The sequence below is a fragment of the Alteribacter salitolerans genome (assembly GCF_016901055.1).
In the GTDB taxonomy this organism is placed as follows: domain Bacteria; phylum Bacillota; class Bacilli; order Bacillales; family Salisediminibacteriaceae; genus Alteribacter; species Alteribacter keqinensis.
Window position 1 is genome coordinate 585,869 of sequence record NZ_JAFEUX010000001.1, and the last position, 26,469, is coordinate 612,337.

28 protein-coding genes are annotated in these 26,469 nt (G+C 43.0%); 5 read left to right on the plus strand and 23 right to left on the minus strand.

From position 1 onward, the window contains the following. Positions 1-7: 7 nt before the first annotated feature. The 8 genes from rpsA to prsW all read right to left on the minus strand — a co-directional run bounded on the left by rpsA (position 8) and on the right by prsW (position 7,177). Positions 8-1,162 (minus strand): 30S ribosomal protein S1, encoded by a 1,155-nt coding sequence (gene rpsA, locus JSY36_RS02790; RefSeq protein ID WP_122896646.1) that lies wholly within the window; start codon positions 1,160-1,162, stop codon positions 8-10. Positions 1,163-1,241: 79 nt separating this feature from the next. Continuing rightward, positions 1,242-1,841, minus strand: coding sequence for a lysophospholipid acyltransferase family protein (locus JSY36_RS02795; RefSeq protein ID WP_249413993.1), 600 nt, complete (start codon positions 1,839-1,841; stop codon positions 1,242-1,244). Further along, a complete protein-coding gene (cmk, locus tag JSY36_RS02800) occupies positions 1,834-2,517 on the minus strand; it encodes a (d)CMP kinase (RefSeq protein ID WP_205165132.1) in 684 nt (227 codons plus the stop codon). Before cmk ends, JSY36_RS02795 begins: the two co-directional genes overlap by 8 nt. Before the next feature lie 111 nt (positions 2,518-2,628). Further along, a complete protein-coding gene (locus JSY36_RS02805) occupies positions 2,629-3,270 on the minus strand; it encodes a flagellar brake protein (RefSeq protein WP_205165133.1) in 642 nt (213 codons plus the stop codon). Positions 3,271-3,497: 227 nt separating this feature from the next. After that, positions 3,498-4,847 (minus strand): germination protein YpeB, encoded by a 1,350-nt coding sequence (gene ypeB, locus JSY36_RS02810; protein ID WP_205165134.1) that lies wholly within the window; start codon positions 4,845-4,847, stop codon positions 3,498-3,500. An 18-nt stretch (positions 4,848-4,865) separates the two neighbouring features. Then, on the minus strand, positions 4,866-5,894 hold the full coding sequence (gene sleB, locus JSY36_RS02815) for a spore cortex-lytic enzyme (RefSeq protein ID WP_236784406.1): 1,029 nt from the start codon (positions 5,892-5,894) through the stop codon (positions 4,866-4,868). A gap of 383 nt (positions 5,895-6,277) precedes the next feature. Continuing rightward, entirely contained in the window at positions 6,278-6,445 is a 168-nt protein-coding gene (locus JSY36_RS02820; protein WP_205165135.1) for a hypothetical protein, read from the minus strand. Between the two features lie 60 nt (positions 6,446-6,505). Further along, the gene (gene prsW, locus JSY36_RS02825; RefSeq protein ID WP_205165136.1) at positions 6,506-7,177 is read right to left on the minus strand and encodes a glutamic-type intramembrane protease PrsW; all 672 of its coding nucleotides are present in this window, start codon (positions 7,175-7,177) and stop codon (positions 6,506-6,508) included. Between the two features lie 177 nt (positions 7,178-7,354). Here prsW and JSY36_RS02830 point away from each other — a divergent pair, with 177 nt between their 5' ends. Next, a complete protein-coding gene (locus tag JSY36_RS02830; protein ID WP_205165137.1) occupies positions 7,355-8,323 on the plus strand; it encodes an asparaginase in 969 nt (322 codons plus the stop codon). A gap of 21 nt (positions 8,324-8,344) precedes the next feature. On the opposite strand, the gene JSY36_RS02835 is transcribed toward JSY36_RS02830, so the two are convergent. From JSY36_RS02835 to JSY36_RS20595, 9 genes are all read right to left on the minus strand, one after another. Continuing rightward, positions 8,345-9,331 (minus strand): YpdA family putative bacillithiol disulfide reductase, encoded by a 987-nt coding sequence (locus JSY36_RS02835; RefSeq protein ID WP_122896639.1) that lies wholly within the window; start codon positions 9,329-9,331, stop codon positions 8,345-8,347. Positions 9,332-9,622: 291 nt separating this feature from the next. Beyond that, positions 9,623-10,915, minus strand: coding sequence for a Glu/Leu/Phe/Val family dehydrogenase (locus JSY36_RS02840; protein ID WP_122896638.1), 1,293 nt, complete (start codon positions 10,913-10,915; stop codon positions 9,623-9,625). Positions 10,916-11,290: 375 nt separating this feature from the next. Beyond that, on the minus strand, positions 11,291-11,881 hold the full coding sequence (locus JSY36_RS02845) for a genetic competence negative regulator (protein ID WP_205165138.1): 591 nt from the start codon (positions 11,879-11,881) through the stop codon (positions 11,291-11,293). Positions 11,882-12,017: 136 nt separating this feature from the next. Further along, a complete protein-coding gene (locus JSY36_RS02850; protein ID WP_205165139.1) occupies positions 12,018-12,914 on the minus strand; it encodes a MerR family transcriptional regulator in 897 nt (298 codons plus the stop codon). Positions 12,915-13,053: 139 nt separating this feature from the next. After that, positions 13,054-13,809 carry a metallophosphoesterase gene (locus tag JSY36_RS02855; protein ID WP_205165140.1) on the minus strand — a complete coding sequence of 252 codons (756 nt, stop codon included), beginning with the start codon at positions 13,807-13,809 and terminating at the stop codon, positions 13,054-13,056. Beyond that, entirely contained in the window at positions 13,806-14,174 is a 369-nt protein-coding gene (locus JSY36_RS02860) for a hypothetical protein (RefSeq protein ID WP_205165141.1), read from the minus strand. Before JSY36_RS02860 ends, JSY36_RS02855 begins: the two co-directional genes overlap by 4 nt. 611 nt (positions 14,175-14,785) lie before the next feature. Beyond that, positions 14,786-16,474 carry a formate--tetrahydrofolate ligase gene (locus tag JSY36_RS02865; protein ID WP_336511428.1) on the minus strand — a complete coding sequence of 563 codons (1,689 nt, stop codon included), beginning with the start codon at positions 16,472-16,474 and terminating at the stop codon, positions 14,786-14,788. Between the two features lie 145 nt (positions 16,475-16,619). Then, the gene (locus JSY36_RS02870) at positions 16,620-16,898 is read right to left on the minus strand and encodes a hypothetical protein (protein WP_122896632.1); all 279 of its coding nucleotides are present in this window, start codon (positions 16,896-16,898) and stop codon (positions 16,620-16,622) included. 26 nt (positions 16,899-16,924) lie between these two features. Then, positions 16,925-17,056, minus strand: coding sequence for a hypothetical protein (locus JSY36_RS20595; protein WP_272873237.1), 132 nt, complete (start codon positions 17,054-17,056; stop codon positions 16,925-16,927). A 191-nt stretch (positions 17,057-17,247) separates the two neighbouring features. Here JSY36_RS20595 and JSY36_RS02875 point away from each other — a divergent pair, with 191 nt between their 5' ends. Next, entirely contained in the window at positions 17,248-17,487 is a 240-nt protein-coding gene (locus JSY36_RS02875; protein WP_122896631.1) for a hypothetical protein, read from the plus strand. A gap of 66 nt (positions 17,488-17,553) precedes the next feature. Here JSY36_RS02875 and JSY36_RS02880 read toward each other — a convergent pair whose 3' ends face one another. The 5 genes from JSY36_RS02880 to JSY36_RS02900 all read right to left on the minus strand — a co-directional run bounded on the left by JSY36_RS02880 (position 17,554) and on the right by JSY36_RS02900 (position 21,571). Next, complete coding sequence (locus JSY36_RS02880; RefSeq protein WP_205165142.1) at positions 17,554-17,988, minus strand: DUF2663 family protein; 435 nt, start codon at positions 17,986-17,988, stop codon at positions 17,554-17,556. 53 nt (positions 17,989-18,041) lie between these two features. Next, a complete protein-coding gene (locus JSY36_RS02885) occupies positions 18,042-18,320 on the minus strand; it encodes a hypothetical protein (protein ID WP_205165143.1) in 279 nt (92 codons plus the stop codon). A gap of 75 nt (positions 18,321-18,395) precedes the next feature. Continuing rightward, positions 18,396-18,986 (minus strand): CPBP family intramembrane glutamic endopeptidase, encoded by a 591-nt coding sequence (locus tag JSY36_RS02890; RefSeq protein WP_236784408.1) that lies wholly within the window; start codon positions 18,984-18,986, stop codon positions 18,396-18,398. Positions 18,987-19,001: 15 nt separating this feature from the next. Beyond that, on the minus strand, positions 19,002-20,510 hold the full coding sequence (locus JSY36_RS02895) for a RecQ family ATP-dependent DNA helicase (RefSeq protein WP_205165144.1): 1,509 nt from the start codon (positions 20,508-20,510) through the stop codon (positions 19,002-19,004). After that, a complete protein-coding gene (locus tag JSY36_RS02900) occupies positions 20,507-21,571 on the minus strand; it encodes a YpbB family protein (protein ID WP_205165145.1) in 1,065 nt (354 codons plus the stop codon). Before JSY36_RS02900 ends, JSY36_RS02895 begins: the two co-directional genes overlap by 4 nt. 235 nt (positions 21,572-21,806) lie before the next feature. Between JSY36_RS02900 and JSY36_RS02905 the strand changes: the two genes are divergently transcribed. Both JSY36_RS02905 and serA read left to right on the plus strand, forming a co-directional pair. Further along, entirely contained in the window at positions 21,807-22,055 is a 249-nt protein-coding gene (locus JSY36_RS02905; RefSeq protein WP_122896626.1) for a ferredoxin, read from the plus strand. A gap of 850 nt (positions 22,056-22,905) precedes the next feature. After that, a complete protein-coding gene (serA, locus tag JSY36_RS02910) occupies positions 22,906-24,507 on the plus strand; it encodes a phosphoglycerate dehydrogenase (RefSeq protein WP_236784410.1) in 1,602 nt (533 codons plus the stop codon). Between the two features lie 100 nt (positions 24,508-24,607). On the opposite strand, the gene JSY36_RS02915 is transcribed toward serA, so the two are convergent. Then, positions 24,608-25,420, minus strand: a complete 813-nt coding sequence (locus tag JSY36_RS02915) for a histidinol-phosphatase (protein WP_205165146.1) — start codon at positions 25,418-25,420, stop codon at positions 24,608-24,610. Between the two features lie 158 nt (positions 25,421-25,578). Between JSY36_RS02915 and JSY36_RS02920 the strand changes: the two genes are divergently transcribed. Further along, positions 25,579-26,334 carry a SurA N-terminal domain-containing protein gene (locus JSY36_RS02920; RefSeq protein WP_205165147.1) on the plus strand — a complete coding sequence of 252 codons (756 nt, stop codon included), beginning with the start codon at positions 25,579-25,581 and terminating at the stop codon, positions 26,332-26,334. Positions 26,335-26,469: the final 135 nt, after the last annotated feature.

Here is a 26,469-nt window from a genome sequence, read left to right on the forward strand (position 1 = left end):
TCAGTCATTATTTGTATTTCTTTAATTGGTCTCCAATCATATCACCAAGAGAAAAGCCTGAGGAATCATCTTCTTTCTGATATTCCTTTTCCACCTTTTTGTTCTGCTTAACTTCAGCTTCCTCTTCCAGTGAGCGGATGCTGAGTGAAATGCGCTTATCGTTAATGTTTACGTCAAGTACTTTCGCCTGGACTTCCTGTCCTTCTTCAAGTACTTCACCAGGAGTCCCTATGTGACGGTTCGCAATCTGGGAAATGTGAACAAGGCCTTCAACCCCCGGTGCTATTTCAATAAATGCACCAAAGGAAACCAGTCGTTTAACAGTCCCGGTTACTACGTCCCCTGACTTTACTTTACCTTCAATCTGTTCCCATGGCCCCGGAAGCGTTTCTTTAATGGATAAGGAAATACGCTCGTTATCCGGATCCACTCCAAGAACTTTAACTTTAATCTGGTCCCCTTCACTGACAACTTCAGAAGGTGTGTCCACGTGATGGTGAGCCATCTGGGAAATATGAACAAGGCCGTCAACGCCGCCGATATCCACGAAAGCACCGAAGTCAGTTAATCGCTGGACAGTTCCTTCAATGACGTCTCCTTCATGAATATTTTCCAGTGTGGAACGCTTACGATTTTGCGCTTCTGCGTCTAGAACAGCTCTTTGAGACAAAATAAGTTTATTCTTTTCACGGTCCATCTCAACGACCTTCAGGCGAAGAGATTTGCCCTTATAATCCGAGAAGTCCTCAACGTAATGACGCTCTACGAGGGATGCCGGAATAAATCCGCGGACACCGACGTCAACAACGAGGCCTCCTTTAACAACATCTGCCACTTCAGCATTGAACGTATCACCGTTCTGAAGTTTCTCTTCCATGTCTTCCCATGCTTTTTCAGCAGCTACAGCACGCTTTGATAAAACGAGCTCATCGTCTGAAGCTTTTGTTACCTTAAGCTGGATTTCGTCTCCCTCTGACAGCACGTCGCTTACTTTTTCAACATGCAGGCTCGAAAGTTCACTGATAGGTACCACGCCGTCCGTTTTATATCCGACGTTAACATACGCTTGTTTTTCTTCAACTTTGGTTACCGTTCCGGTAACGATTTCCCCGACGGAAAATGACTTCACTTCCGCCATTTCATTGTTCATTTCTTCTGACATTGACACTACCTCCCTAATCCCCCGAAAAACGGGAACGTTGAAACTGTTTTATCTTAATCTTCCGCGTTGGGCGGAAGTTCTAACCTTTTTTTGATTCGTGTTTTATCAGCAGATCTCCGATGGATTTCATAATAGCTTCTGTAGCTTCTTCCGCTGAAGCTTTGTTTTCTCTCAGTGTCTGCATATCCACAGGTTCACCATATATGATTGTCAGCCTGGAAAAAGGTTTGTACGATCCGGTAATGGCACTTGGAACGACATAGGCATCTGATCTGAGAGCAAAAAAACCGACTCCCGCAAGTCCTTTTCCTAATTTCCCCGTCTTACTTCTGGTTCCTTCGGGGAAAACACCGATCATTTCTCCTTCTTTAAGGAGTGAAAGCCCTTTTCGCAGAGCCTGCCTGTCACTCATCCCCCTGCGGATAGGAAAAGCCCCGAGCTTCGGCAGCAGACCTTTCAGAATGGGTTTGGAAAATAATTCTGATTTAGCCATATACCGGGTGTCCCGTTTCAGAAAAGCGCCTAAAAAAGGAGGATCAAGATAATGAATATGATTGCTGCACAACAGGATTCCGCCATTTGAAGGGAGGTTTTCCCGCCCTACTACTCTGACCCTGAAGAAAAGTCTGAAAAACGTTCTGCATATAAACTTGCCCAGGCGGTATACTGACTTATTCACTGCCATTCGTCCTTTCCCTGACAAGCTGCAAAATCGTCTGTATCACTTCTTCGATACTCATGGAGGTGGAATCAACTTCTACAGCGTCATGTGCTTTCTTCAAAGGGGCAAACTCCCGTTCAGAGTCAATTTTATCCCTTCTTGCAATCTCTTCAATTAGTACAGAAAGATCAGATGGAATACCTTTATCCAGATGCTCCTGATGCCTGCGTCTTGCTCTTTCTTCAACTGATGCTGTGAGAAATACCTTTACTTCAGCATCAGGGAGTACAGCAGTTCCAATATCACGGCCATCCATGACAGTACGTTTGGATTCTGCCATTTCCTGTTGTTTTTTCACCATCTCAATACGGATTTTTTCGTGTTTGGCGATAAATGATACGTTACTCGTTACTTCATTTAACCGGACAGCGTCAGTAACATCTTCTTCGTTAACATATACACGGCTTGTCATACCCTCATTTTCCAGGGTAATCTCCATATCTTTGAGGAGGGACATGACACGGGCTTCATTATGTACATCAACGTGATGCTTCAGCGCTTCATATGTCAGGGCCCGGTACATAGCACCGGTATCTATATAGGTAAAAGATAACGCATCTGCCACTTGTCTGGCCACAGTACTTTTACCTGCACCAGCTGGTCCGTCAATTGCAATATTAATCGGTTGTTTCATGTTGATATTCCTACCTCTTTCAAAACGATTGGTTCGTTCATTGAATTCTAATTCTTTCATCTATATTATCATATTTTATTACAGAAGGTCTATTTTTTAAGACCTTTTACTTTAAAAAGACTTCTCTTTATGCCTCATTGCCACTTGCTTTTCATAGCAGAACCGAATCAGCTTCTGACGGTCTTTTTCCTTTATTTTTTTAAATGAAAGAGACGCTTTGATTACAGCTCCTCTGCTGATTCTGAGCACTTCAGCAGTAACTTCACAGTATTCAGTTTCACCCTGCTGAAAACAAAGAGGCAGATATAGAAGTACTTCATTTCCAGATACCAGTTCATGGTCTTCAGCAAGCTCGATCTTCAGCCCCCCTCCACTGATATCCGAAGAGATCGTGGTAAACGGTGTAAAGTCAGTCTTATACGGGTAGACAGCAACATCAAGGAAAGCTTCCACCCTGACATACTGCCTCCGTTGTACTCTGATCATTTTTTTTGAATCAGGTTTACTAAGCGCAATTACTGGCGCATTGCTTTTCATTTTACCGGTCACTGCTGTTTCAAACAGGTAAATCGCTTCATCCTTTCCAAGGAACCACGCTTTCATCAGGATTCCATCCAGGAGGACAGATCCTTCAGGAATATCCTGAATATAGATTGTTGTATCGTTAAAATCGGTTACTTTACTGCGGTACCTTCTCTTTCTGTCCGCTCCATTATTTATTTCAAGATAAATAGTATCACCAACTGAAATCAAGCCTGCCCACTTCCTCAACATGTATTTCTTTTACTGATCTCTTGTTACACGTTCGAGGCCGGTGACTTTTTTCCTTCTTTTTTAACAAATTTCATTATACATCCGGCAATAAAAAGGGCTGGCTCCGGCAGAAAGGCGTATACACCTCCGGAGTCAGCCCATAAGCTGGAACAGGATCTGACAGCTAATTTAAATCCTGTAAATTCGACCTTACAGCAGAACCGTGTTTAGTTGAAGTTATAAACGGGTTCCGCCCGGTCCATTTTCTCTACCTTCTCTTCACGTCCATTGTCTGCATTAATGAAAATACGGTAGGTATCATCATCAATGACACCGAAAAATTCATAGCAAAGGACTTCTTCTTCAAGTTCATTTTCGATGATGGCTTTGTGATATTCCATCACTTCAAGTGCAGGGTTAAGACTTTCTCTTGCCTCTTCTTCACTCAGTCCTGCTTCCATCGGCTTGCGGTCATGGTGATTGGCAATGTAGGAGAAACCTTCATATCCGATGACGTCTTTGTTATCCAGGGCTACTTCCACTACAGCTGCATCTGTATACACCCGGATGTCATCAACCAGATAAGCGAATTTAAATACACCAACGTTATCGTACTGTTTACTGTCTACGAGCTGCATGTTTTCAAATCCGTTCTTGTCCAGGAATTTTTCAGCTTTCTCGGAAGCATCATACAAACTTACTCCAGATGATTCAACTTGCCTGTCTTCCAGAAGGTAAACGGGCTTCCCGCCTTTTTTTGTAATATCCATGTAAATGTAGTGTCCATCTTCCGGGTCCTCGATGGTCAGGCTGTATGCTTTGTATGCAAGGCCATCACCCGTTTCCTCAACATCAGCTTCCAGCTTTCCTTCCCGCTCGAGAAACTCCCCTGCAATATTGACTGCCTCTTGCTTGTCTATTTCATCCAAGTCTTCAACCGCTTTTGCAATCTCTTCGTCCTGTTGACTGCGGTTGCCTTCATCACCCGTACTGGCTTCTGAAAACTGACCTGCTTTTTCGTCGATGACCTGGAAGCCGTCTATAATCGCATTGTCTCCAGGCTCATCCTGTGATGCCAGGGCCATCTCTACATCCATCCATTTAAGGTGGTCATCAAGAACCATGCTCTGGACTTTTCTCATTTCGTTTTGTATTTCGCCGGACTGGTGATACAGTTTCTTTAAAGACTTATACTCATCTTCTGATAGTGGATCCTGTTCAAGATCTCTTACTGCATTCCTGTAGGAGAAATCACCGATTTTATACAGGAACTCTTCCGTTTTACTAAATGGCATTAATGCCAGCGGAAGCTGACCAAGGTCATTTTGCGCCTCTGATGTGATTCTCCAGACATCCGTCAGGGAAGGAGAAAGTCTTTCTTTTGAATTCATTGCCAGAGTAGACCCCAGTTCATCGTGCAGGTGGTCAAGGTTGTATGTGAGCTCGTGAAAAGCCCTTTGGTAATTATTTTCAGACTGAATTAAAATCGCATTTTTTTCCTGATGTTCAAGGTATCCCCAATAGCCGGTTCCGATTACTCCGACTGCCAGTACTCCAATAATAATTGAACGAATCATTACTTACACCTCCATTCACTAATCACAGAATATATGTTTACCAATTCGTTTAATCTGAGGTCGTGACCAGATCCATCCTGACGTTGCTGTATCCGGGTTAAAGTAATACATAGCATTACCGGAAGGATCCTGTCCGTTAATTGCATCCAGAACAGCTCTTCTTGCGGTTTCGTCCGGTTCAAGATTAATCTGACCGTCAGCTACAGCTGTGAAAGCTCTCGGTTCAAAAATAACACCGGAGGGGTTATTAGGAAACGTCGGACTTTCAATACGGTTCAAAATAACCGCTGCTACCGCTACCTGCCCTGTATATGGCTCTCCGCGGGCTTCCCCGTAGACTGCCTGTGCCATAATCTGAATGTCATTATCTGTGAAACCTTCAGGCGTATTAATGGCTTTTTGAATGTCTGCTTCGTTATCCTGTTCAGGTACTTCTTCCTCAGCCGGTATATCCGCATCTCCCGGTGCCGGCTCTGCAGGTGTTTCTTCCGCAGGAGCACCCGGCTGATCTCTAGGTGCAGGCGCTGCTTCAGGTGTTTCCTGTTCAGGAGCTCCCTGTTGCTGTCTGCCCTCATCACCAGGCTGCTGTTTGCCAGGTGATGCCGGTTTCCCAGGGGCCGGACCCTGACCGGTTCCGGGCTTTGGTCCTTTCTGGTCCTCTAAAGGCATACCTCCATAATGGGTGAACTGACGGCCTTCGTTAAGCATTCTGTGGACAAAGGCCTTATCAAACTCTGTAGACTTCTCTAACATCTGCTTCATTTTCGGGCCTACCAGTCCGTCTGCTTCCAAACCGAATTCATCCTGATACTTTTTAACAGACCAGTATGTACCCCACCCATAGACACCATCAATAGTGTCGTGATAAAAACCGATGTACTGAAGTCTCGACTGCAACTCTACTACATCGTCCCCTGTCGCCCCTTTTTGGATCACCTGATCTGTAAATGCGTGAGCTTCCATGGAAGGCAGTAAAACGACAAATTGCAGACAAACAATGGCGGCAATTAACAAACGCTTCATACGCCTGATTTCATGACTCTTCATGTTGTATCCTCCTTTTCTCAGCAAAGAAATCAAAGACGAATCTTTCCTTTCGTACCGATAGTTTTATCTATTGCCCTTTTTTTATTCAGAACCTGTGTAAGGAATAAAGTGGTCGTTTCATAACTGCTTTCCCCTGATGAAACTCACGGTTTCGAAGGGTTGAAGACGTTAAGCATATCAGGTTCTTCCCTTGCTTCTTTCTGTGCCGGCAAAGCGCGGAAGCTTACTGTTGAACACAAAAAAAGTGACCCCTCAGGCTGTTCACCTTAGGGGTCACTTTCTAACGCTGTTCCTCATGAAATTTTCATTTTCTCTTTTGTACTTATTCAGTAACTCAGCATTCAAAAAAGCAGAACCTCAGGTAAGACAGCAGTAACCAAAGATTATTCAGGTGTTACATCTATAACCAGGTTCGTTTCGTTTCCGCATACGCAACGTTTAAACCCTGTATCATAGCCACCTTCATTATTAGGTCTGCCTCTCAGAATATACTTTTCACCACATTGTTCACATCGAATAACAACTTTATATCTTGGTTTTGTTTCCGGCATTCTTACCACTCCTTTAATGTACTGTTTCAAGTATCCCCTGCAGTAAGGGATCCCCCTTGTTTAACCTGCCTTGTTGTGTGTGTAATCTTTCGCCTGCATCCGGTTGGCATGTTTTACTTTTCTTAATGCATATACCCAAAGGAAGATCATAAAGGGTATAACACTGTATGTCCAGTAATTCTGTGTGAGCAGGATATAATTGTAAATCCCGTGAAACGAGGCCGGAAAAAGAAAGGAGAAGAAAATAAACCTCTTTTTCCTTTTTTTATTAAATTTAGCTTTTCCTAAATAATACCCCATTACTACACCAAATAACGCATGACTGGAAACGGGAAGCAGCGCTCTTAAAAAAGCATATTCAACACCACTTGAGATCAGATAAAAGATATTTTCTACTGTAGCAAACCCAAGAGCCACCGCAGAAGCATAAACAATTCCATCGTAACGTTCGTTAAAGTGGACATGATGATAAACGGTGAAAAAAACAACGAACCACTTAAAGAATTCCTCAATGACAGCGATTTGTATGAAGGCCGTAGCTGCTGCAGAATGAAAAAGGCCTTCTTCATCAAAAGCAAATTGAATGAACATGACCGGGAACACAAGCAGACACCCAAAAATAAAACAGCGGGCAACAGTGGTGAGAGGTTCATTTTCGAATTCATCTTTCAGGTAAAAAAAGCAAAGTAGTGCAATGGACGGTGCCAGTGCAGCTGTTATGATGATTAACATGCACGATTCCCTCTCTGTTTTTTCCTATCCAAACATGATACCTTAATAGAGTCGGTTACATCGATTATGATTACCAGTAACTTTACAATCCTATAGTAGAAATAATAGCTGAAAACTCACAGAATGCCAATGGATATGATTAATCCAGACGGGCTTTTTAACAGGAGCTGAATGAAAATGAAAAAAATATTAATTATTCATACCGGCGGAACGATTGCCATGAGTGAAGATGCAGAAACGGGAGCAGTGAAACCAAACCCCCTTAACCCGCTTCATGACACGGTTCATGCTGTAGAAGATACGGAACTTGTGGTTGAAGATTTCCTGAACGTACCTTCCCCGCATATGACACCTGCACATATGGTTCATCTGGCAAAAAGAATTGACAAACGCGTTATGGATGAGCGTATTGACGGGGTTGTAATCACACACGGAACGGACACACTTGAAGAAACAGCCTATATGCTTGACTTGATTTTGGAGACAGACATACCTGTTGTTATTACAGGTGCCATGCGTTCCAGCAACGAGCTTGGCTCTGACGGCCCGTACAACCTTCTCAGTTCGATTAAAACAGCCTCCAGTTCGGAAGCAAGGGATAAAGGTGTGCTAGTCGTATTAAATGATGAGATTCATACAGCAAAAAATGTAACAAAGACACATACGAGCAATATAGCTACTTTCCAGAGTCCTCAGTACGGACCCATCGGAATCGTCTCCAAACGTGGCGTTCATTTTCACCACCACCCTGTTTCTGGACAGCGCTTTGTCATTCCGAGTGTCCGCAAAAAGGTTCTCCTCCTTAAAGCAGTAGCAGGTATGGAAGCAGAACTTCTTAATTCAATGAGTGACATGCCCATCGACGGTCTTGTGATCGAAGCTTTCGGCCAGGGGAATCTGCCCCCCGGAACAATTCCTTCGTTTCAGACACTTATTGATAAAGGAATCCCTATCGTGCTAGTTTCAAGGTGCTTTAACGGGGTAGTTCAGGACACTTACGGTTATGAAGGCGGCGGAAAAGAGCTGAAGGAAATGGGCATGATTTTCACAAACGGCCTAAACGGACAAAAAGCCCGACTTAAACTGATGGTGGCACTGGAAAAAACATCTGATAAGGAAAGACTTCAGGAGATTTTCCAACGCTGAATATTAAAAAGAAGCAGTGCCCTAAAGGCCTGCTTCTTTTAGTATGATTGATGCGGCTATAGCGCCTCCGTGATGACGTCCGTTTTCAATAAAAATCTCATTTGCATTGTTTCCGGCTGCAATTACACCGGCGATATATATCCCTTCACAGTTTGTTTCCATTGTCTCGGCATTAAATTCAGGACGCCCTGTGTCATCATCTATTGTAACGCCCATCTTTTTAATAAACGAATGATCCGGGTGGTAACCGGTCATAGCAAAAACAAAGTCTGCTTTCACCTGATGTTGTTCTTTACCGACGGAATAGCTCACATACTCTTCTGTAATCTCATCGATACATGCGTTAAACACCATGTTAATCGCTCCATTTCGGACGAGACCGTCAAACTCAGGCAGTATCCACGGCTTTACACTTTTAGAGTACTCTTCACCCCGGTATAAAACGGTAACCCTGGCACCTGCTTTATCCAGTTCCAGTGCAGCATCTACTGCGGAATTTTTACCTCCGATCACACAGACGTCCTGATCAAAATAAGGATGTGCTTCTTTAAAATAATGGCGTACATGAGGCAGGTTTTCACCTTGCACCTCCATATAATTCGGCGAATCGTAATATCCTGTAGCTACAATGACATATTTGGCACTATAGGTTTTTGATTCACCATATTTTGATGATGTAAGGAGAAATTGTCCGTTTGGGTCTTTAGAAACAGATGTAACTTCCTCAAAAGCATTAATTCTGAGATCCTTCTCTTTAACAACCTCACGATAATAAACAAGCGCTTCATTTCTCTTGGGCTTTCTTTCAGTTGAATAAAAGGGAATCCCGCCAATGGCAAGCTTTTCACTGGTGCTGAAAAACTGCTGATGAGTAGGATAACGGTAAATTGCATTTACTACGTTTCCCCGTTCAATAATGAGAGGATTAAATCCTTTTTTCTTCAGTGCTATTGCAGCTGAGAGCCCGCAAGGCCCAGCTCCGATTATGATCACATCTTCTCTGTTCACTTGGTATATCACCCTTTTTCACTTGTGCTGTTATTACTTAAACATATTTTTGAGCCCTCGTGCAAGTATTTGGGAAGCAAGGATACAGGGGGTAATAAAAAAGCGGCTGTTTTTGTATACATTGTTGCTATTCGTACTTCCTTTAGAGTAAAGAAAGAGATGAAGTGGCTGAGACTTCCGAAAAATCGTATTCCGAGAACAGACTAAAAAGATGATCCGGGACCACACCTGGTCCCTGGATCATCTTTTACTAAAGAGTATGCTGCCCGTGCAATTAAAAAAATTCGATGCTTAAATCCATCCTCTGAAACGGCTTGCCTCTGCCATTTTTCTAACTCCAACCATATATGCTGCTAGCCGCATATCCACATTTCTTGAAGTTGACAGCCGGTATACATTCTCAAATGAATTGACCATGACTTTTTCCAGTCGTTCTTCAACTTCCTGCTCGCTCCAATAATAGCCTTGGTTATTCTGTACCCATTCAAAGTAGGATACAGTTACTCCACCTGCACTTGCCAGAACATCAGGTACTAAAAGAACCCCGCGGTCGCTGAGGATTTTCGTTGCCTCAATCGTAGTGGGTCCGTTTGCAGCTTCCACTACAATTTGCGCCTTGACCTTGTCGGCATTCATCTCTGTAATCTGATTTTCAATGGCTGCCGGAACGAGAATATCACAGTCAAGTTCAAGAAGCTCTTCATTTGTTAACGTCTCTTTGAACAGCTTGGAAACTGTTCCGAAACTGTCACGGCGGTCAAGGAGGTAATCTATATCAAGCCCGTCCGGATCGTGAAGGGCGCCATAAACGTCAGAAATACCTACCACTTTCGCTCCCGCATCGTGCATAAACTTCGCAAGGAAGCTTCCGGCATTACCGAAGCCCTGAATAACTACCCTGGCTCCTTCAATGTTAATTCCTTTTTTCTTGGCCGCTTCATTTATGCAGATCGTAACACCTTTTGCCGTTGCAGACTCTCTGCCGTGAGATCCTCCTAGAACAATCGGTTTGCCTGTAATAAAGCCTGGTGAATCAAATTCCTTCATACGGCTGTACTCATCCATCATCCATGCCATTATCTGGGAGTTTGTAAAGACATCCGGGGCAGGTATATCCTTTGTAGGACCGACAATCTGACTGATTGCCCGTACATATCCCCTGCTCAGGCGTTCGAGTTCAGGAAAGGACATTTCACGGGGATCGCAGACAATCCCTCCTTTACCTCCGCCATAGGGCAGATCAACAATACCCGCTTTCAGGCTCATCCATATTGATAACGCTTTCACTTCCGTCTCTGAAACATCCGGGTGGAAACGAACACCGCCTTTTGTCGGACCGACAGCATCGTTATGCTGAGCCCTGTAACCAGTAAACACCTTTATGGATCCATCATCCATACGAACAGGAATACGTACGGTCATCATCCTCAGGGGTTCTTTCATCAACTCGTATACTTCCTGTGGATAACCAAGCTTATCAAGTGCAGTTTTAACCACAGTCCTTGTAGAGAGGAGTACATCCTGCTTTCCCGATTTCACTTTCTTTCCGGTTGTCTCCTTATCGAGCTTTTCGTTTCCTTCCATTGATTTCACCTCAACGTGTTATATGTAAAATAGTAAAATAAAATAATAAATATCCTGTCTTACATTTACTACTATAAAGAACCTAAAGTGATTTTTCCACTACTGTTTCCTTTTTAACAAACATTTTTTTATCCAATGGTCTCTCATACAAAAAAACGGCTAAGGAACAGCCTGCCTCAAATGCTCTTTCTCTTTTACCTTCCGAAATAAAGTCCTTCGCTCCCGGACGGAGTATGAACCCGGCTCCTAGATCCTCCAGGGCTTTCACTGGATACATTTCAGTTTTGCCTGCCGGTACCAAAACATACTCCACCAGTTCTATCCTTTTACACAGCCTGGTAAAAAAGAAAAACTCCGGTACCGGAGTCATGTGTCTTATTTAAAACACTCTTTAATTCTTTTCACAGCATCATCTTTCATCAGAAGCTTACCATATTCCTGCAGTCTGTAAATGGTTACATGGGAACTCTGGCCATACTCAGCGAGTACAGCAATAAAGGAGTCAGGATCACCAAGAAGATCATAATCAGTAAAGTGAAGGTAGTAATGGCCTGAATAGGAATAAAGTGTCCCATTCATAATGCCAAGCTGATACAGCCTGTGGGAAAGCTGGATTACATCTTCAAAATCGAGACATTGATAAACAATGTCTTCGGTTTCTCCCAGTGTAATTTGCAGTTCTATATATGAGTCGTCGAACGTTTCGTCATCACTGTCTATTTCTTCATTGGATTTTGAGACAATGATGACCATTCCCTGAGCTGGCAGGGAAAACACTTCAACGACAACAGGTCCATCAGGATCAAAGCCTAGCTCATTACTCGCTTCCACAATCATTTCTCTGAAAAGGTCATGTACTTTTGGTACATCCATCCATAGTTCTTCTTTAGTAATACCGCGGTCCTTCAGATCATCGAATGTAAGAAATATCTTAATTTTGTCGTATGTCAAACGTTCGAGGCGCATTGACGACCCTCCTTGAAGGCTGTCACTTGAAGAAGGGATCGGACGTTGTACTTCCGGAATTCACTTCGACGGTGACTGTGTTTACTACTACAGTATGTAAAGGAGGAATATTTGGTTCGACACAACGCCCAATATGTCAGACTCTTATCCATTGTTCCCATTCAGATGGTGAAAAACCGAGGAGCATATCTTCGTATTTCTCTTCATCCTTCGCACTTAAGTTCATAAGAGCATTTCCGCCGACACCCACACGTACTCCTTCAAACTTTTCTTTAAGGTTTTCAGCAGCTTCAAACGTCCCTTTCAGATGCCTTGTCATGGTACAGGAAATAAACACCATCTTCGGCTTTACTTCATCTACTACGATATTCAAATCTTCTTTTGGAACTCCGCTGCCTAAATAGATCACTTCATATCCTCTGCGCCGTAAATATAAAGTGAAAATAAGCAGCCCGATTTCATGTGTTTCATCGGGACCACAGACACAGACCACTTTGGGAAGCAGACCATCAACAGGAAGGTTGTGAAATACGCTCCCTATTTTTGTACGCAAAAAAGCAGTAATGTAATGTTCATGGGCAGATGAAATCTCTCCCTCTTCCCATTTGTCCCCGATTTCAACAAGAATTTTCCCGAGGATGTCTGTCATGACCTTTTCAATGGAAAACATACCAAAAGCCTGATCAAGAATCTGATTGCTTTTATGTTCCTGAAAGCGGAGAAGGGCATGAAAAAGCTCTTCTTTAATTGACGAAGCCCTGTCATTTTCATTTGTGGTATCCACCGGCATGTCATGCAGGTCATGATCTTCCAGCAGGCCCACCGCCTGTCCGATCGTAAAACCTTTGTTTACTTTATTTATGAGCCACCTCAGGACAGCTACGTGTTCGTCTGTATACAAGCGGTGGCCGGCCTGATTTCTGACAGGCTCAATAATGTCGTAACGTCTTTCCCATGCCCGGAGAGTCCCTGCCTGAATACCCAGCATATTGGAGACGGCTTTTATATTATACTTGCCTTCAATACGACCCATTTTCATCCCACCTAATACAAATTTATCCGGACATGTATATCAACCTCTGAAAGCCTGTAATCTACGTCCTTCATTTGATTCAGTATACCTTACTTCTTTTACTTGTGTAAAATTTGTTTAACTTTTTTTCATCTTTCGTTTAACTACAGCCTTTTATCCGGAGAACATGACATTCAGCCTTTGTCCCGAGGCGTAAAGGAAGCTGGGTCGTACCGTACCCGGAGCTGATAAATACGGGTTTGCCCCCCTTCAGAGTCCAGCCTGCCTTTTCTGCAATTCCAAAAGGACCGAGCCTGATCTGCCCGCCGTGAGTATGACCGCTTACCACACACACTACCTTATCGAACCCCGAAACCGCCCATGCAGCCTCCGGGTTATGGCTGAGCAAAATAACCGGGCCCCTTGAGCCTTTTAATGCCGTTTCAAATTCAGGTATCCCTCTGTTCATGTCATCAATTCCACTCAGTGTCCATGTGTCTTTAAAGGTAACAGCGCTATTCTTAAGTATCGTTACATTAAATTGATGAAGAATACGTGTAAAAGAAGCTTCAGGCCATTCGTAATCGTTATTTCCAAAGACAAAATAAACCGGTGCAATTGAGGATAAAACCTTCAGATTATGTTTGAGCGTCTTTTCATTTACTCCACGCTCTGCAAGGTCTCCCCCGATCCAAACCATATCCGGGGTTTTTGAAAACGTCCGAAAAAATCCCGGCTTCAGCTTACGCCGGTGAATATCCGAGATAAAAAGAATATGATTGTCTTCCATTTGAACCGGAAGCGTAATCGTTTCATTCGTAATATGGTGTGAAAATGCAAGAGAACGCATGTATGTAAGAAGAAAGAAGCACAGCACCAAAACCAGCACAGCGCCTGCAGCAACAGCGAAAATCATGATTGATCCCTCTCCTTCCTCCTTAAATCGAGCGCATCCATTATACCATAAAGCAATGCAAATCCAGCAAACACAACACCGGGCCATTTAAACATAAGGATAAAGTACAAAGCTGTCAGGAATAATACAGCATGTCTTTTGCCAATCAAATTAAACAGCCCCTGATGTTCTGCTTTAATTAAGGATGAAAAACAAAGAAAACCTAAGACAAATGAAAAAGCTCCAAAAAACCACGAAAAGGGAGAAAAAACCAGTGAAGCTGTCAAAAGCTCTATGGAGTAAAAAGGCTGGTTTTTAAAAAATAAAATAGCATAATGGCCTGATAAAAACCCTGCAAGATAAAGAAAAAGCTGTTTTCTGCCCACACCTGACCTCCTCTTCTGTACTTCTTTATGTTATTCAATTCTCCTGAAGAGGGACGTCCATTTGTCCAATTGAAAAGCTTCTTTTTTCATCATTAACAGGTATGCCATTTAAATAGTGAGTTAGTTCTGCTAACCTATCTCCGCTCCTTTCACCCCCTTTCAGCAGCGGGAGCCTCCTCATCATGCTGCTTCTTCCTCGGCAAGGCTGTGAACCTTATGTGACAAATTAAATAAATGCTTATTCATGAAGCAGGGCTCGTGCTTGACCGGGACCCCCGGAACTCGCTTTATCGCAGGAGTGCTGTGCATTCGCTCCAATCAACATTTTAAAACAATGAGCTCTAACACAGACACCCACGCTAATTAATCGCACCATGGCGCATGATAATAGGCATGCGGTCTTTTTTCGGCTGAATTATCCTGTTTCTCTGATTTTTTCAGCACATCATGGGAAGTTGATCTTCAATGAGGGGTTAATGCACCATCCCCTAATTCTGCATTCAAAATAGCCTAAAACGTAAAAACCCGGCACATAATATTTCCCTGTGCCGGGCCCAGAGCAGGTGAAGCCGATAACCTAAAGCAGCTTCACCGATCCTGTCTTATTTAATTTAAAACAAACCTACGGCTCTGCCCTCTTCATCCACATCCATTTTAAGTGCAGCAGGCTCTTTTGGAAGACCCGGCATCGTCATGACATCCCCTGTTAAGGCTACAATAAACCCTGCACCTATAGAAGGTTTCAGTTCTCTGACTGTAATCGTAAAACCTTCCGGCCGGCCAAGTTTAGACGGATCGTCACTCAGGGAATACTGGGTTTTTGCCATGCAGACAGGAAGATTACCCCAACCGTAACGGGCATAATCAGCCATCTGCTTTTTAACATAGCTGCTGAACTCGACGGTTTTTGCACCGTATACCTTCGTTGCAATTGCCTTGATTTTCTCTTCGATTGACTCGTTCACATCATACATATGAGTAAAGTTTTTATCATTTTCTTCGATTAATGCTACAGCTTTTTCGGCAAGCTCACGGCCACCTTCTCCACCTTTAGCCCAGACATCAGCCAGAACAACATTAATGCCCTGTTCATTGCACCACGATGTAAGTGCTTCAATTTCAGCATCGGTATCATGAAGGAAACGGTTTATGGCTACGATATGGGGAAGCCCGAACTGACGAATGGTTTCAACATGCTTCTCGAGGTTTGCCAGTCCATTTTTCAAAGCTTCTACGTTTTCTTCTTTCAAGTTGTCTTTAGACACCCCGCCGTGCATTTTCAAGGCTCTGATTGTAGCTACAATAACTACCAGGTCAGGGTCAATATCGCCTGCCCGTGTTTTAATATCAAGGAACTTCTCTGCCCCCAGGTCTGCCCCAAAACCTGCCTCGGTAACAACATAGTCAGACAGCTTTGCGGCCATCTTCGTAGCCATTACGCTGTTACAGCCATGAGCGATATTAGCAAATGGACCACCGTGGATCAGTGCAGGCGTGTTCTCAAGGGTCTGTACAAGGTTCGGTTTTATCGCATCTTTTAATAACAGCGTCAGTGCCCCTTCCGCCCCAAGATCACTCGCAGTAATCGGCTTATCGTCTGATGTGTAGGCAACGACCATTTTTGAAAGGCGGTGTTTCAGGTCTTTTAAATCAGCTGCGAGACACAGGATAGCCATAATTTCAGATGCTACTGTTATGTCAAACCCTGATTCTCTCGGCACCCCTTTCAATGGCCCTCCAAGTCCCACAACAACCTCCCTGAGTGAGCGGTCGTTCATATCCATGACTCTCTTCCAGACTACTTTACGCACGTCAATTCCGAGTTCATTTCCTCTGTGAATATGATTATCCATCATGGCTGCCAGCGCATTATGTGCAGTCGTAATTGCATGAATGTCTCCTGTAAAATGCAGGTTAATGTCTTCCATTGGAACAACCTGTGAATAGCCCCCTCCCGCTGCTCCGCCTTTAATGCCCATAGTAGGACCGAGTGACGGTTCCCTTAAAGCAATCATGGCACGCCTGCCGATTTTATTTAATGCTTGGCCGAGACCGACAGTACAAGTCGATTTCCCTTCTCCTGCAGGAGTCGGGTTGATTGCTGTAACAAGAATGACTTTCCCGTCTTTATTTTTTTCCAATCTGTCCATAAGAGAGAGTGACAGCTTCGCTTTATAATGGCCGTAAGGCTCCCACTCAGTTTCACTTATTCCGAGATTTTCAACAATGTCTCTGATTGGCGTCATTTTACTTTCCTGAGCAATCTGAATATCTGATTTTATTTCATTCACTTGATCCACTCCTCATTCGTCTTTTGAACTCATTATGTAACCCCTTACATTGTATCGGAAATCACCTTAAAATACATCACACCCATTTATTTTAATACAAATTCTCCTGTAAACAACCAAAAAGAGAGAACCTTTTATACAGGTCTCTCTTTCTTTAATCACTGTTGAACTTCTGGAGCATCCTCATCCATTCATCGACCTTATCTTCACTCAACTCGTTAAGCATATTCTGGATTTCTTTTTTCTGCTGCTTCAGATTGCCTTGAAGAACAACTTCCACAGTCTGATCCACAGTTATCAACACCGCTTTTACACGTAAAACATTCGTAAGCATAGCGAGTATAACAGCAAGCTGCTGAGGACTTAAGGGGCCCAGGTCTTCTGTATACGACTTTTTACCGTTTTGCTTCGGGTTTTTCCCCTTGTTACTCAAATTCCTACACCTGCCTTACCTGCTGTTTATGACTGAATGACAATGAAGTCATCATCATCTCCATTGGAACTGGCTCCAAATCCGAATGTAAAACTCAAAAAAACAAATATGGTGACAACAAGAAGAATAGCATTCCCCAGATTGTTTTTATCACTCAATGTACTTCACCTCTTTTGTTCACTCATCTCATTATATGTACACCGCAGGTATTTGTTGTAACGTCTCTGCCCCTCTTGATGATAACGCCTATTTTTTCTCCAGACTCTTGCACATCTGATCCGGAGTCAGTATAATAAACATAAAGATTCTTAATTTTCTGACATTTCAATATTCTGTAAGGAGGATTCCGATGAACCTGCATAAATGGAAAAACCGCTCGTTAGTTACTGACGCGGAGTTCGCCCGTAACATGAAGCTTGGCTACCCTGTTGAAGCCTTTTGTATTACTACCTGCAAGACTGTAGCATACGGAAAAATTGAACACATTGATAATGAAAGCGTTATCATCCACGGGCAGCGGTTCCGGCGAAACGGATGCGCATTTTTCGGTCTTATATCTTCCCCCAATGTAGAGGCAAAAAGTTCATAATAAAAGGCTGTCCCGGAATACATTCCGAGGCAGCCTTTATTGATAACCGCAACTAAGTTTCATTTTCTATTTATGGTACAGATTAATATTATGTTCCTTCATCAGGTGCTGATAATATGTCTCCCGGTCGGCTGTTGAATGCTGCAGCTGCCATATGTCTGATGAACGGTCAATAACATCTTCTCTCAGCCTGTCAAAATCCCTTTCAGCTTTATCCTGGGATTTTTTCTTGTTTTTCAGATTGGCGAATGTATATACCAGTACGGCAATCAGGATAATCATGACCGGATCATGAATCATGACCGTCCAGTACTGGGAAGAGTGATGGGAAAGAAAAACAGCCGTAATCATATAAAATACAGCCAGAGCCAGCACACAAAGACAGAGGATACCTGCTCTTATAACTGTTTTTTCCGCTTTCTCTTCTTTTCTTTTTGCTTTAACCAGCGCTTTAACGACTATGTGGTTCTCATTTTTTTGCATTCTTCTCTCACTGTCCATGATAAACCTCCATCGTTTTTATCATGTATATGAGGACAAGTTGTTTTCATGCTTTACCCTGCAAAAAACTCACTCCACATGGGGTAGGTTATGACTGTAATCACAAGCATAAAAAACAGCAGTAAAAATAATCTTACAAGAGGAAACTGGACGGTTTCCTGTTTCGGTTCCTCTTCTTCTGCTTCTATTTTCTTTTGTTTTTTTTCTGCTTCCCGCTGCTTTCTCACGACACTTCTGGGGGGAAGATCCATGGCATCCATTTCTGAAAAATCAATGGAACCAGTCTGTTCCTGCCCGTTATTATGCAGATCCTGCCGGCTTTGTGCGCGCATCTCTTTTCACCTCGGACTTTAACATATGTCTTACACTATCTTCCCTTAATTGTCCACTTATGTAAATAGTAAGAACTAAGGATTTTTTCCTATCCTATTCAATACATTATAACGAATCAGCAGACCAAGAATGGCGTCAATAAAGAAATGCGCACTGATTACAGTGAGCAGGTTGCCGGTCCATAAGTAAACAAATCCAAGTAGAAAGCTTAATATAACTGTAAACCCGAACAAAAAAGGCTGATGGAGATACCTGAAATGAATAAGCGCGAAAATAACTGATGCAATAATAATTCCAAAAGAGGTCTGAATAACCCCTCTGAACAATATTTCCTCACATACAGCAACCGTCAGGGAAATGATCAGAATATGAAAAAACGGACGGTCTTTAAAAACCCGTTCATTAATGCCTCCGTCATCAAAAAAAGAGCCTGGAAGATACCTTACAAAAACAAGCTCTACTGCTACGACTACAGCGGCTATGGCAAACCCCAGGAGCACTGCATCTGCGGAAAATGTAATCATTTCAAAGGGGGCCAGCCAGCTCCCGAGAAGAAATCTCGAAAAAACCAGTGCAAGAAAGAGCATCACAGCCTGAGATAAATATAAATTGAGAAGTAAATCTCTATCGGACAAGGTGTTAATAATCTCTTTGTGGGATTTCAATCTGTGTCCTCCTTATCAAAAAACTTCACTAAGAAGCGCCTTCCAAGTCCCTGTGTCATTTGAATGGTCTTCTTCCCTTTCTGCCCCTGTTGCAAATACCGGCTTATCATTACATCCAGAACAGCAGGGAGTGATCTTCTCTTTTTTCGCCTCTCCAAAGTAGCCAAGGACCTGTTCCCTCAAACAATTATCCTCTGTTTCAATGATCTTTTCCATTGCCGTGAGCTGCTTTCGTTTTTTTACTTTTCGCTCATCAAAAAAACGGATCAGCCGCTCTTCCCAATCATCCCTGCAATTTTCAATCATGAGATGATGATCACGCACCGCCCCAAAGTACTCTAGATGGTATTGAAATAGGCGTTCTTTTGTTTCATCAAAACCTAAAGGGCCCATGAACTCTGATAACAAGATTGAGGTGTCCCCGTTTTTCCTTCTACTTTTAATACCTGCAAAAAAGTGTTTTACTTCCTCTTTAGATGGTACTTCATAATCTATAAAAGACAATGGAAGATACCGGTCTTCTTCAGTATAAATAAGGAGAGCCGCACTCTGTCCCCCTCCCCTTCCTGCCCGGCCTGTTTCCTGTACGTAGTGCTCTACAGACTGAGGGATGTGTGCATGAAGGACGAATTGAATATTGGATTTATTAATCCCCATTCCAAAGGCATTCGTGCAAAAAACAACATCAAGCTCATCACGAATGAACTGCTGTTGGACGAGAATCCTATCCTCTCCTTCCATTCCTCCATGATAGGATGCTGTCCTGATTGATGTCTGATTTTTTATTATCTGAGAGAGCATTTCCGCCTCTGCTCTGGTTGCCGTATAAACAATACCCGGCTTTTTAAAATCAAGAACTGCATCTTTAATAAGTGTGATTTTTTCTTCATAACCGGCTGCTTTTTTAACATGGAGGGATATATTGGGCCTGTCCACTGAGTAGATATGCTCCCTCGTTCCCGTCATATTCAAGTGGCTGACAATGTCTTTTTGCACAGCAGGGGTTGCTGTCGCTGTGAGAGCAAGGCATCCGGGCTGACCCAGTGATTCGCGGATTGCAGCCAGCTTCAGGTAATCCGTTCTGAATTCATGTCCCCACTGGGATATACAATGGGCTTCATCAACTACAAAAAGACCGACCCTGTGCTTTTTCAAATGATACATGAGCCAGTTACTCTGGAGCATTTCCGGTGATACATACAAAAGTGTCCGGTCATTAAAGGTTTTTACAATCCGCTCTCTTTCATCCTTATTGACGTGACTGTTTAAGGCTACAGCTCCTTTCTCCCCGCGGGCTTTGAGCTGGTGAACCTGATCCTCCATCAGGGACAGCAAAGGAGACACAACAATGGTCATCCCTTTTAGATATCTTGAAGGAAATTGGTAGCACAGGGTTTTTCCTGTTCCTGTAGGGAGCACTGCAAGAACGTCGGTTCCCTTTAGTACGTCTTTAATAATCTCCTTCTGTCCTGACCTGAAACCGGCGTAGCCGAAAGATTGCCGCAAAGCCGTTTCTATATTCATCTTTGGCTCATCCTTTCATGGCGGCTTGCAAGAGATGCCCGTATTGTAAAGTAATCATAGCCTTCTCCAAGAGCATCTTTTATCTTTTTCAACCGTTGTGTATTCAATTCCTCTGCTACATTCAGGACGTGCTCTACAATTGCCGGGTCCACGAACTGCCCCGCATGAACACCTGGTGTAAAAAGGATAATTTCAATAATATGATCTTCAATTGTACTCTTTTTAAGATTCCTCTTTGATGCAATCCGGCCCATCGAATACCCTTGCTTAAGCAGTCTGTAAGTCTCTTCAGCGGTATTTGTTACCAGTGAAGTTTTCCGGGTCTCTTTTAAAAACAAGGAAAGATGCGGATATGCCTCTTTCTTTTGTGTGACTTGATCCATCAAATAATGAATTACCGACCTGAAGGACAAATAAGTCATGACGGGGTCTTTGTTCTCAGCAGTAAGCTGACTGATCGTCTCGCCGGTTCGTTTCCACGAAGTCAGCCGTCTTACAAATAACAGAGCCACTTCGTCCTCCATGTTCTCAAGGAGTGTATACAGTTCTTTATATAGTCCGTCTGCAACGTTTTTTCTCTGATCTTTTTCCGGAAAGCAGCCTTTCACCCAATGCTGGACTTTGCTGTCATATTGAACAGGAATAAAAGGTGTCGAACTTTTCAGGCGGACCGACAAGGACTGGATAAAAAGAGAGAGCCGCTTCCAGAACCAGTCCGCTTCCCCATTCAGTTCATACTTTCCCCCGTTGAAATGTACCGGAAGGACGAATTGTGAATTGGCCTTTTCCAGTAAGTCAGAACCATAATCTGTCAAGGACACCCTTCCTTTTTCATCTTCTATGTATGCCTCTTCTTTTTTCAGCTCATTTTTTACACTGTACAGCTCTTCTTTATAACGATGTTTTAAACAGGCGGTTAACGGTAAAACATAAAACAATGAAGCATCTTGGATGACCTGTGAGGACCGCCTTCCATGAAGGAGATAAATCACGCCGTTCATGCTCCGTTGTCCGCAAAATTGTCTGATGACGGTCAGCATTAACCATTTCTGTGCATCCATTGTGCTTCACCCTTTCCGAACACCTTTTTAACATTATAAAAGATCCGAGTAAATCAGACCAGGTAAAACATTGCCTGTCCGGAATTACCCCTTATATTTTCTATTGAAAGAAAGAGGTAGAACCATTACAATAACATTAGGTGAAGACATAACAGTAATGGTTCTAAAAATCCCCTTTCTACATAATAGAGAATTAAAGGGATCATACTTACATCATATTGGGAGGTAATTAATAATGGCAAAATTCACGATTGTTGACAAAGATACTTGCATTGCCTGCGGAGCTTGCGGTGCAGCTGCACCTGATATTTATGATTACGATGACGATGGGATCGCATTTGTTATCCTGGATGACAATGAAGGTACGGCTGCTGTACCTGAAGAACTTCACGAAGATATGGAAGATGCATTTGATGGCTGCCCGACCGATTCCATTAAAATTGCAGACGAGTCCTTTGATGGTGACGCGTTGAAATTTGAATAGTACTTAGCAGGGCCCGCCTAAATGGCGGGTTTTTTTGTTAATTGAGGTTTTTTGTTTACATAATATAATTATCGTATACGTGGTTTTGTTTTTTGCCTTTTATATTAAGAAGTACTCCCGCAATTTGCCTAACCTGGTTAAGTTCCGGTTCAAATGTGATAGTACCCCGGTAATTTTCAGCTTCAATGATTGTAAGATATTTTTCAGTGATAAAAAGCGTATCCATTTGGAAGTGTCATCCCAGGTGACCGGTCATTCTTATGTCCTGTAAAACGTAACAATTCATCTCATCCAATAGGTAACCAGTTGATAATCAAATGCTCTTCCCCCCACGATAGCGTGTTTAATGATAGTTCGATGATAATATCCTCGTACCTGGGGTGAGCTCCGGCATCCTTCTTTTTAAAGCAGCCAGCTTAAGCATCCAAACCGGAAGCTGGCGTGTTTTCAAAATCATGATTACGTCACCTCTCACATAAGTTTAACCCATTTTACTATGTGAAACTGCCTAAGTCATTTAAGGTTTTCTCATGTTCCCATCAGGCTCGAGTGAAGTTTAAGCAGGGAATCTATATTTAAACAAGACTGCTTGCTTTACCTATGAACAGATTTTCATCTGACTTGTGTAACTCCTGTCACAAGATTAGGGATTCACGCTCCAATGTTAATAATTGACGGCTTTATGTTAAGAATTCCAGACTTCCCCCCACTCAATTTCCAAACACACCACTTTCTCCCGTTGATTCTGCACTACATTAAAAAATTAAAATTAATAGTACGAATTTTCTTTCTTCATGTTCGGTTTTCTGATATATTGTGTAGCATACCAAGACCAAGGAGGGACTTATCTTTGACTGACACAAAAACAGCTGCGAAGACATTCACGGTTCTCGTATCGGACCGTTTGAGCAATGAAGGGCTCACACCTTTGCTCACTAATCCACAAATTCGGCTCATAGAACAGCCGATCACCGAATTTACTCAACCTGATCCTACAATAGAGGCCCTTATTGTCAGGAGTGCCACACAAGTTACTGAAGACACTTTTAAGACCCTCCCCAATCTGAAGATTATCGGCCGGGCAGGTGTCGGCGTAGACAATATTGACCTGGAAGCTGCTACAAAACACGGTGTCATAGTCATTAACGCACCGGATGGGAATACGATTTCAACGTGTGAGCATACTTTTGCCATGATGATCACATTGCTCAGAAACATTCCTCAGGCAAACGAAAGTGTAAAAAGAGGCGAATGGAACCGTAAGAAGTTTGAAGGGTTTGAGCTTTACGGGAAGACACTGGGAATTGTCGGGTTCGGACGAATTGGAACTGAACTTGCTTCCCGGGCAAAAGCGTTTCAAATGAATGTTATCGTCTTCGATCCGTTTTTAACTGCAGACCGGGCTGAAAAGTTCGGCGTCACTTCAGGCTCACTTGATGATATCCTCAGGGAGAGTGATGTCATTACCGTGCATACACCACTTACTAAAAATACAAAAGGCTTGATTGGTCAAAAGGAGTTTGAGCAGGCAAAGCGAGGCGTATTTATTCTTAATTGTGCACGTGGCGGGATTATCGATGAGCAAGCACTTGTGGAAGCACTTGAAACCGGGCAGGTCCGCGGGGCTGCTTTGGACGTTTTTGAAGATGAGCCTCTTCAGAACCACCCTCTTAAAAGTTTTGACCAGGTCATTCTCACACCGCATATTGCTGCTTCCACTAAGGAAGCCCAACGCAGTGTGGCAGAGCAGGTCTCTTCTGAAATTCTTGCCTATTCTGAAGGAAAACCGATCATTCACGGGCTGAACTTCCCGCATATTTCATCGGATGCATTTGAAAAAATTCATCCTTTCTATGAACTTGCATATAAAATGGGCAAAATGTCTTCAACGAGTATGCGTATCCCCGTAAAAGAGATCGAGCTCGTCTATTCCGGTAAATTAGCAGAAAATGATACTGCGATACTTACGAGAAGCTTTCTGAATGGTTTCTTCAAAAGCCGTGTGGATTCCTATGTTAATGATGTAAACGTATCGTTTATAGCCAGAGAGCGGGGCGTATCCTTAAGCGAGAAAAGAAACCAGGAGGAAACCGGCTACCAAAGTCTGATCAAGGCGGTTATTACAGGAGAGCAGAAGACGTTTACTCTCCTCGGAACGTCCAATCAGGACTTCGGCCTGCGCTTCGTCAAGGTGGACGACTTTACGGTCGACTTCCAGCCTTCAGAACACCAGCTCTTTATTAAGCATAATGACAGACCGGGTGTGATCGGCCGGGTTGGCCAGCTTTTAGGAAATCATGATGTAAATATTGCCACCATGCAGGTCGGACGTAAATCCGAGGGCGGAGACGCCATGATGATCCTGTCTGTTGATAAAGAAATGGACGCTGTAACGGTTGAAGCTCTTGAAAATGTAGATGACATCCGACACGTGACTGTTCTGGAACTATAAATAATAAAAATAACAGCACTGGTAAACAGCAACCACTCAGCCGAAACCATCTCTGAATAAATAAAAGGAGCCCCGGAAGTTTAACCCTCCGGGGCTTCTTTTATGTAAGTTCCACTTCTTCTCTTCTGCCATTCTTAAACGTCATCACTTTCGTATAGCCCACTTCTTTTACCAGCCTTACTGCCTGATCATATTCATATCCAACATGTTCAGGTTCGTGAGCATCCGAGCACAAAACGATCGGAATATCTTTCTCAAAACACATTTTCAGAAGGTCGGGTTCCGGATAAATTCTTCCTACATGCTTTCTGAGTCCGGCCGTACTTACTTCAACGCACGTTTTTGACTCTTTAATCGCATTCGTTATCCGTTCATATTCACCGATTATAAATTCCCGGTCATCCGGCACATGGCCAAAGATTTTCACAAGGTCAATGTGTCCGACAATATCAAACAAGTTGGACTCAGCAAGTGTAACGATCTGGTCAAAATATTTCTTATACACGTCTTTGACATCCCGCTTGTCCCACTCTTTTCTGTATTCAGCAAGATCAATACCAAAGTCTCCTACCCAGTGGACACTGCCGATCACGTAGTCGAAAGGATATTTTTGAATGAAAGCTGCCATCTCTTTATGCTTTCCCGGGGTGTAATCCATTTCGATGGACATGAGTACATTGATTCCCTCTTCTTTCGCCTGGTCGAACAGATTCACGTATTCTTCCATCGTGTACCACCGACGTTCGTTTACCCAGGTGTTACTGAGGATTTCTTTTGTCTCTTCAAAATGATAGGCGTGTTCTGAAATACCAAAATGATCAATACCTTTTCTTTCAGCTTCTTCTGTAAACTTTTTCAGATAATCCAGTGTCAGTGTTCCTTTTTCCAGATGATTATGAAAATCAGTACGCAACAATGATCCCCTCCCCATTAAGATGGTTTCTATTCTAGCATAGAACCCGTCGTGTCCATACTTTTAGAGATTTGAATATTTGAAACCCCATTCCTCAATATGGTACAGTGAGAACTAATGCTAAGGATTAAATTTTCAGCTCAGAAAGGTGATGCCAAATGAAACGCTTTAAAAAGACACTTGCAATCGGAGTCGCTGTGACTACGATTTCAGTTTTAGCTGCTTGTGGGGACGATGAAACTCCTGAAGTAAATGATGGTGAAGATGCTCCAGAGACTGAAGAAGTAGAAACTGATGAAGACGGTGAAGAAGGTGAAGAAGGTGAAGCCGGAGAGGCTGCTCCTGAAGAAGACGGTGAACCAATTGCAACTGTGAACGGCGAGGAAGTTCCCCGTGACCAGTATGATATGCAGATGATGCAGGTTGAACAAATGTATGCACAGCAAGGCGTAGAACTTGACGATGAAGAGGTTGCCGAAGAAGTTCAAATGATGCAGCAAAACATCGTTGAACAACTGGTAGATCAGGAGCTTTTAGTGCAGGAAGCTCAAAACCAGAACATTGACGTATCTGACGAGCAGGTAGAAGAAACACTGGACGAACTTATTGAAGCTCAGTTTGAAGACCGTGATCAGTATGAAGAAGCCCTTGAACAAAGCGGTCTTACCGAAGATGAATTAAAAGAAGACATTCGTCAGCAGCTTGCTGTTGAAGAATTAATTACGCTGGATCACCTTGAAGAAGATGCTATTGAAGTTAATGATGAAGAGGTAGAGCAGGCATATGAAGAGATTGCCCAGCAAAACCCTGAAGCAGATTTCGATGAAATGGAAGATGACTTAAGACAAAATCTTAAGCTGGAGAAATATATTGATCAGCTTCGTGAAGATGCTGATATTGAAATCAACGTATAATCCAATTTCTCAGGATACAGAAACCCCACGCTTTAAAAGCGTGGGGTTTTCTTTTGCATTTATTTACTTGACTCTCTTAAAATAGTGTTGATTTACGCTCATTGCTTCCACAGGAGTGTCACGCATTCGCTGCAA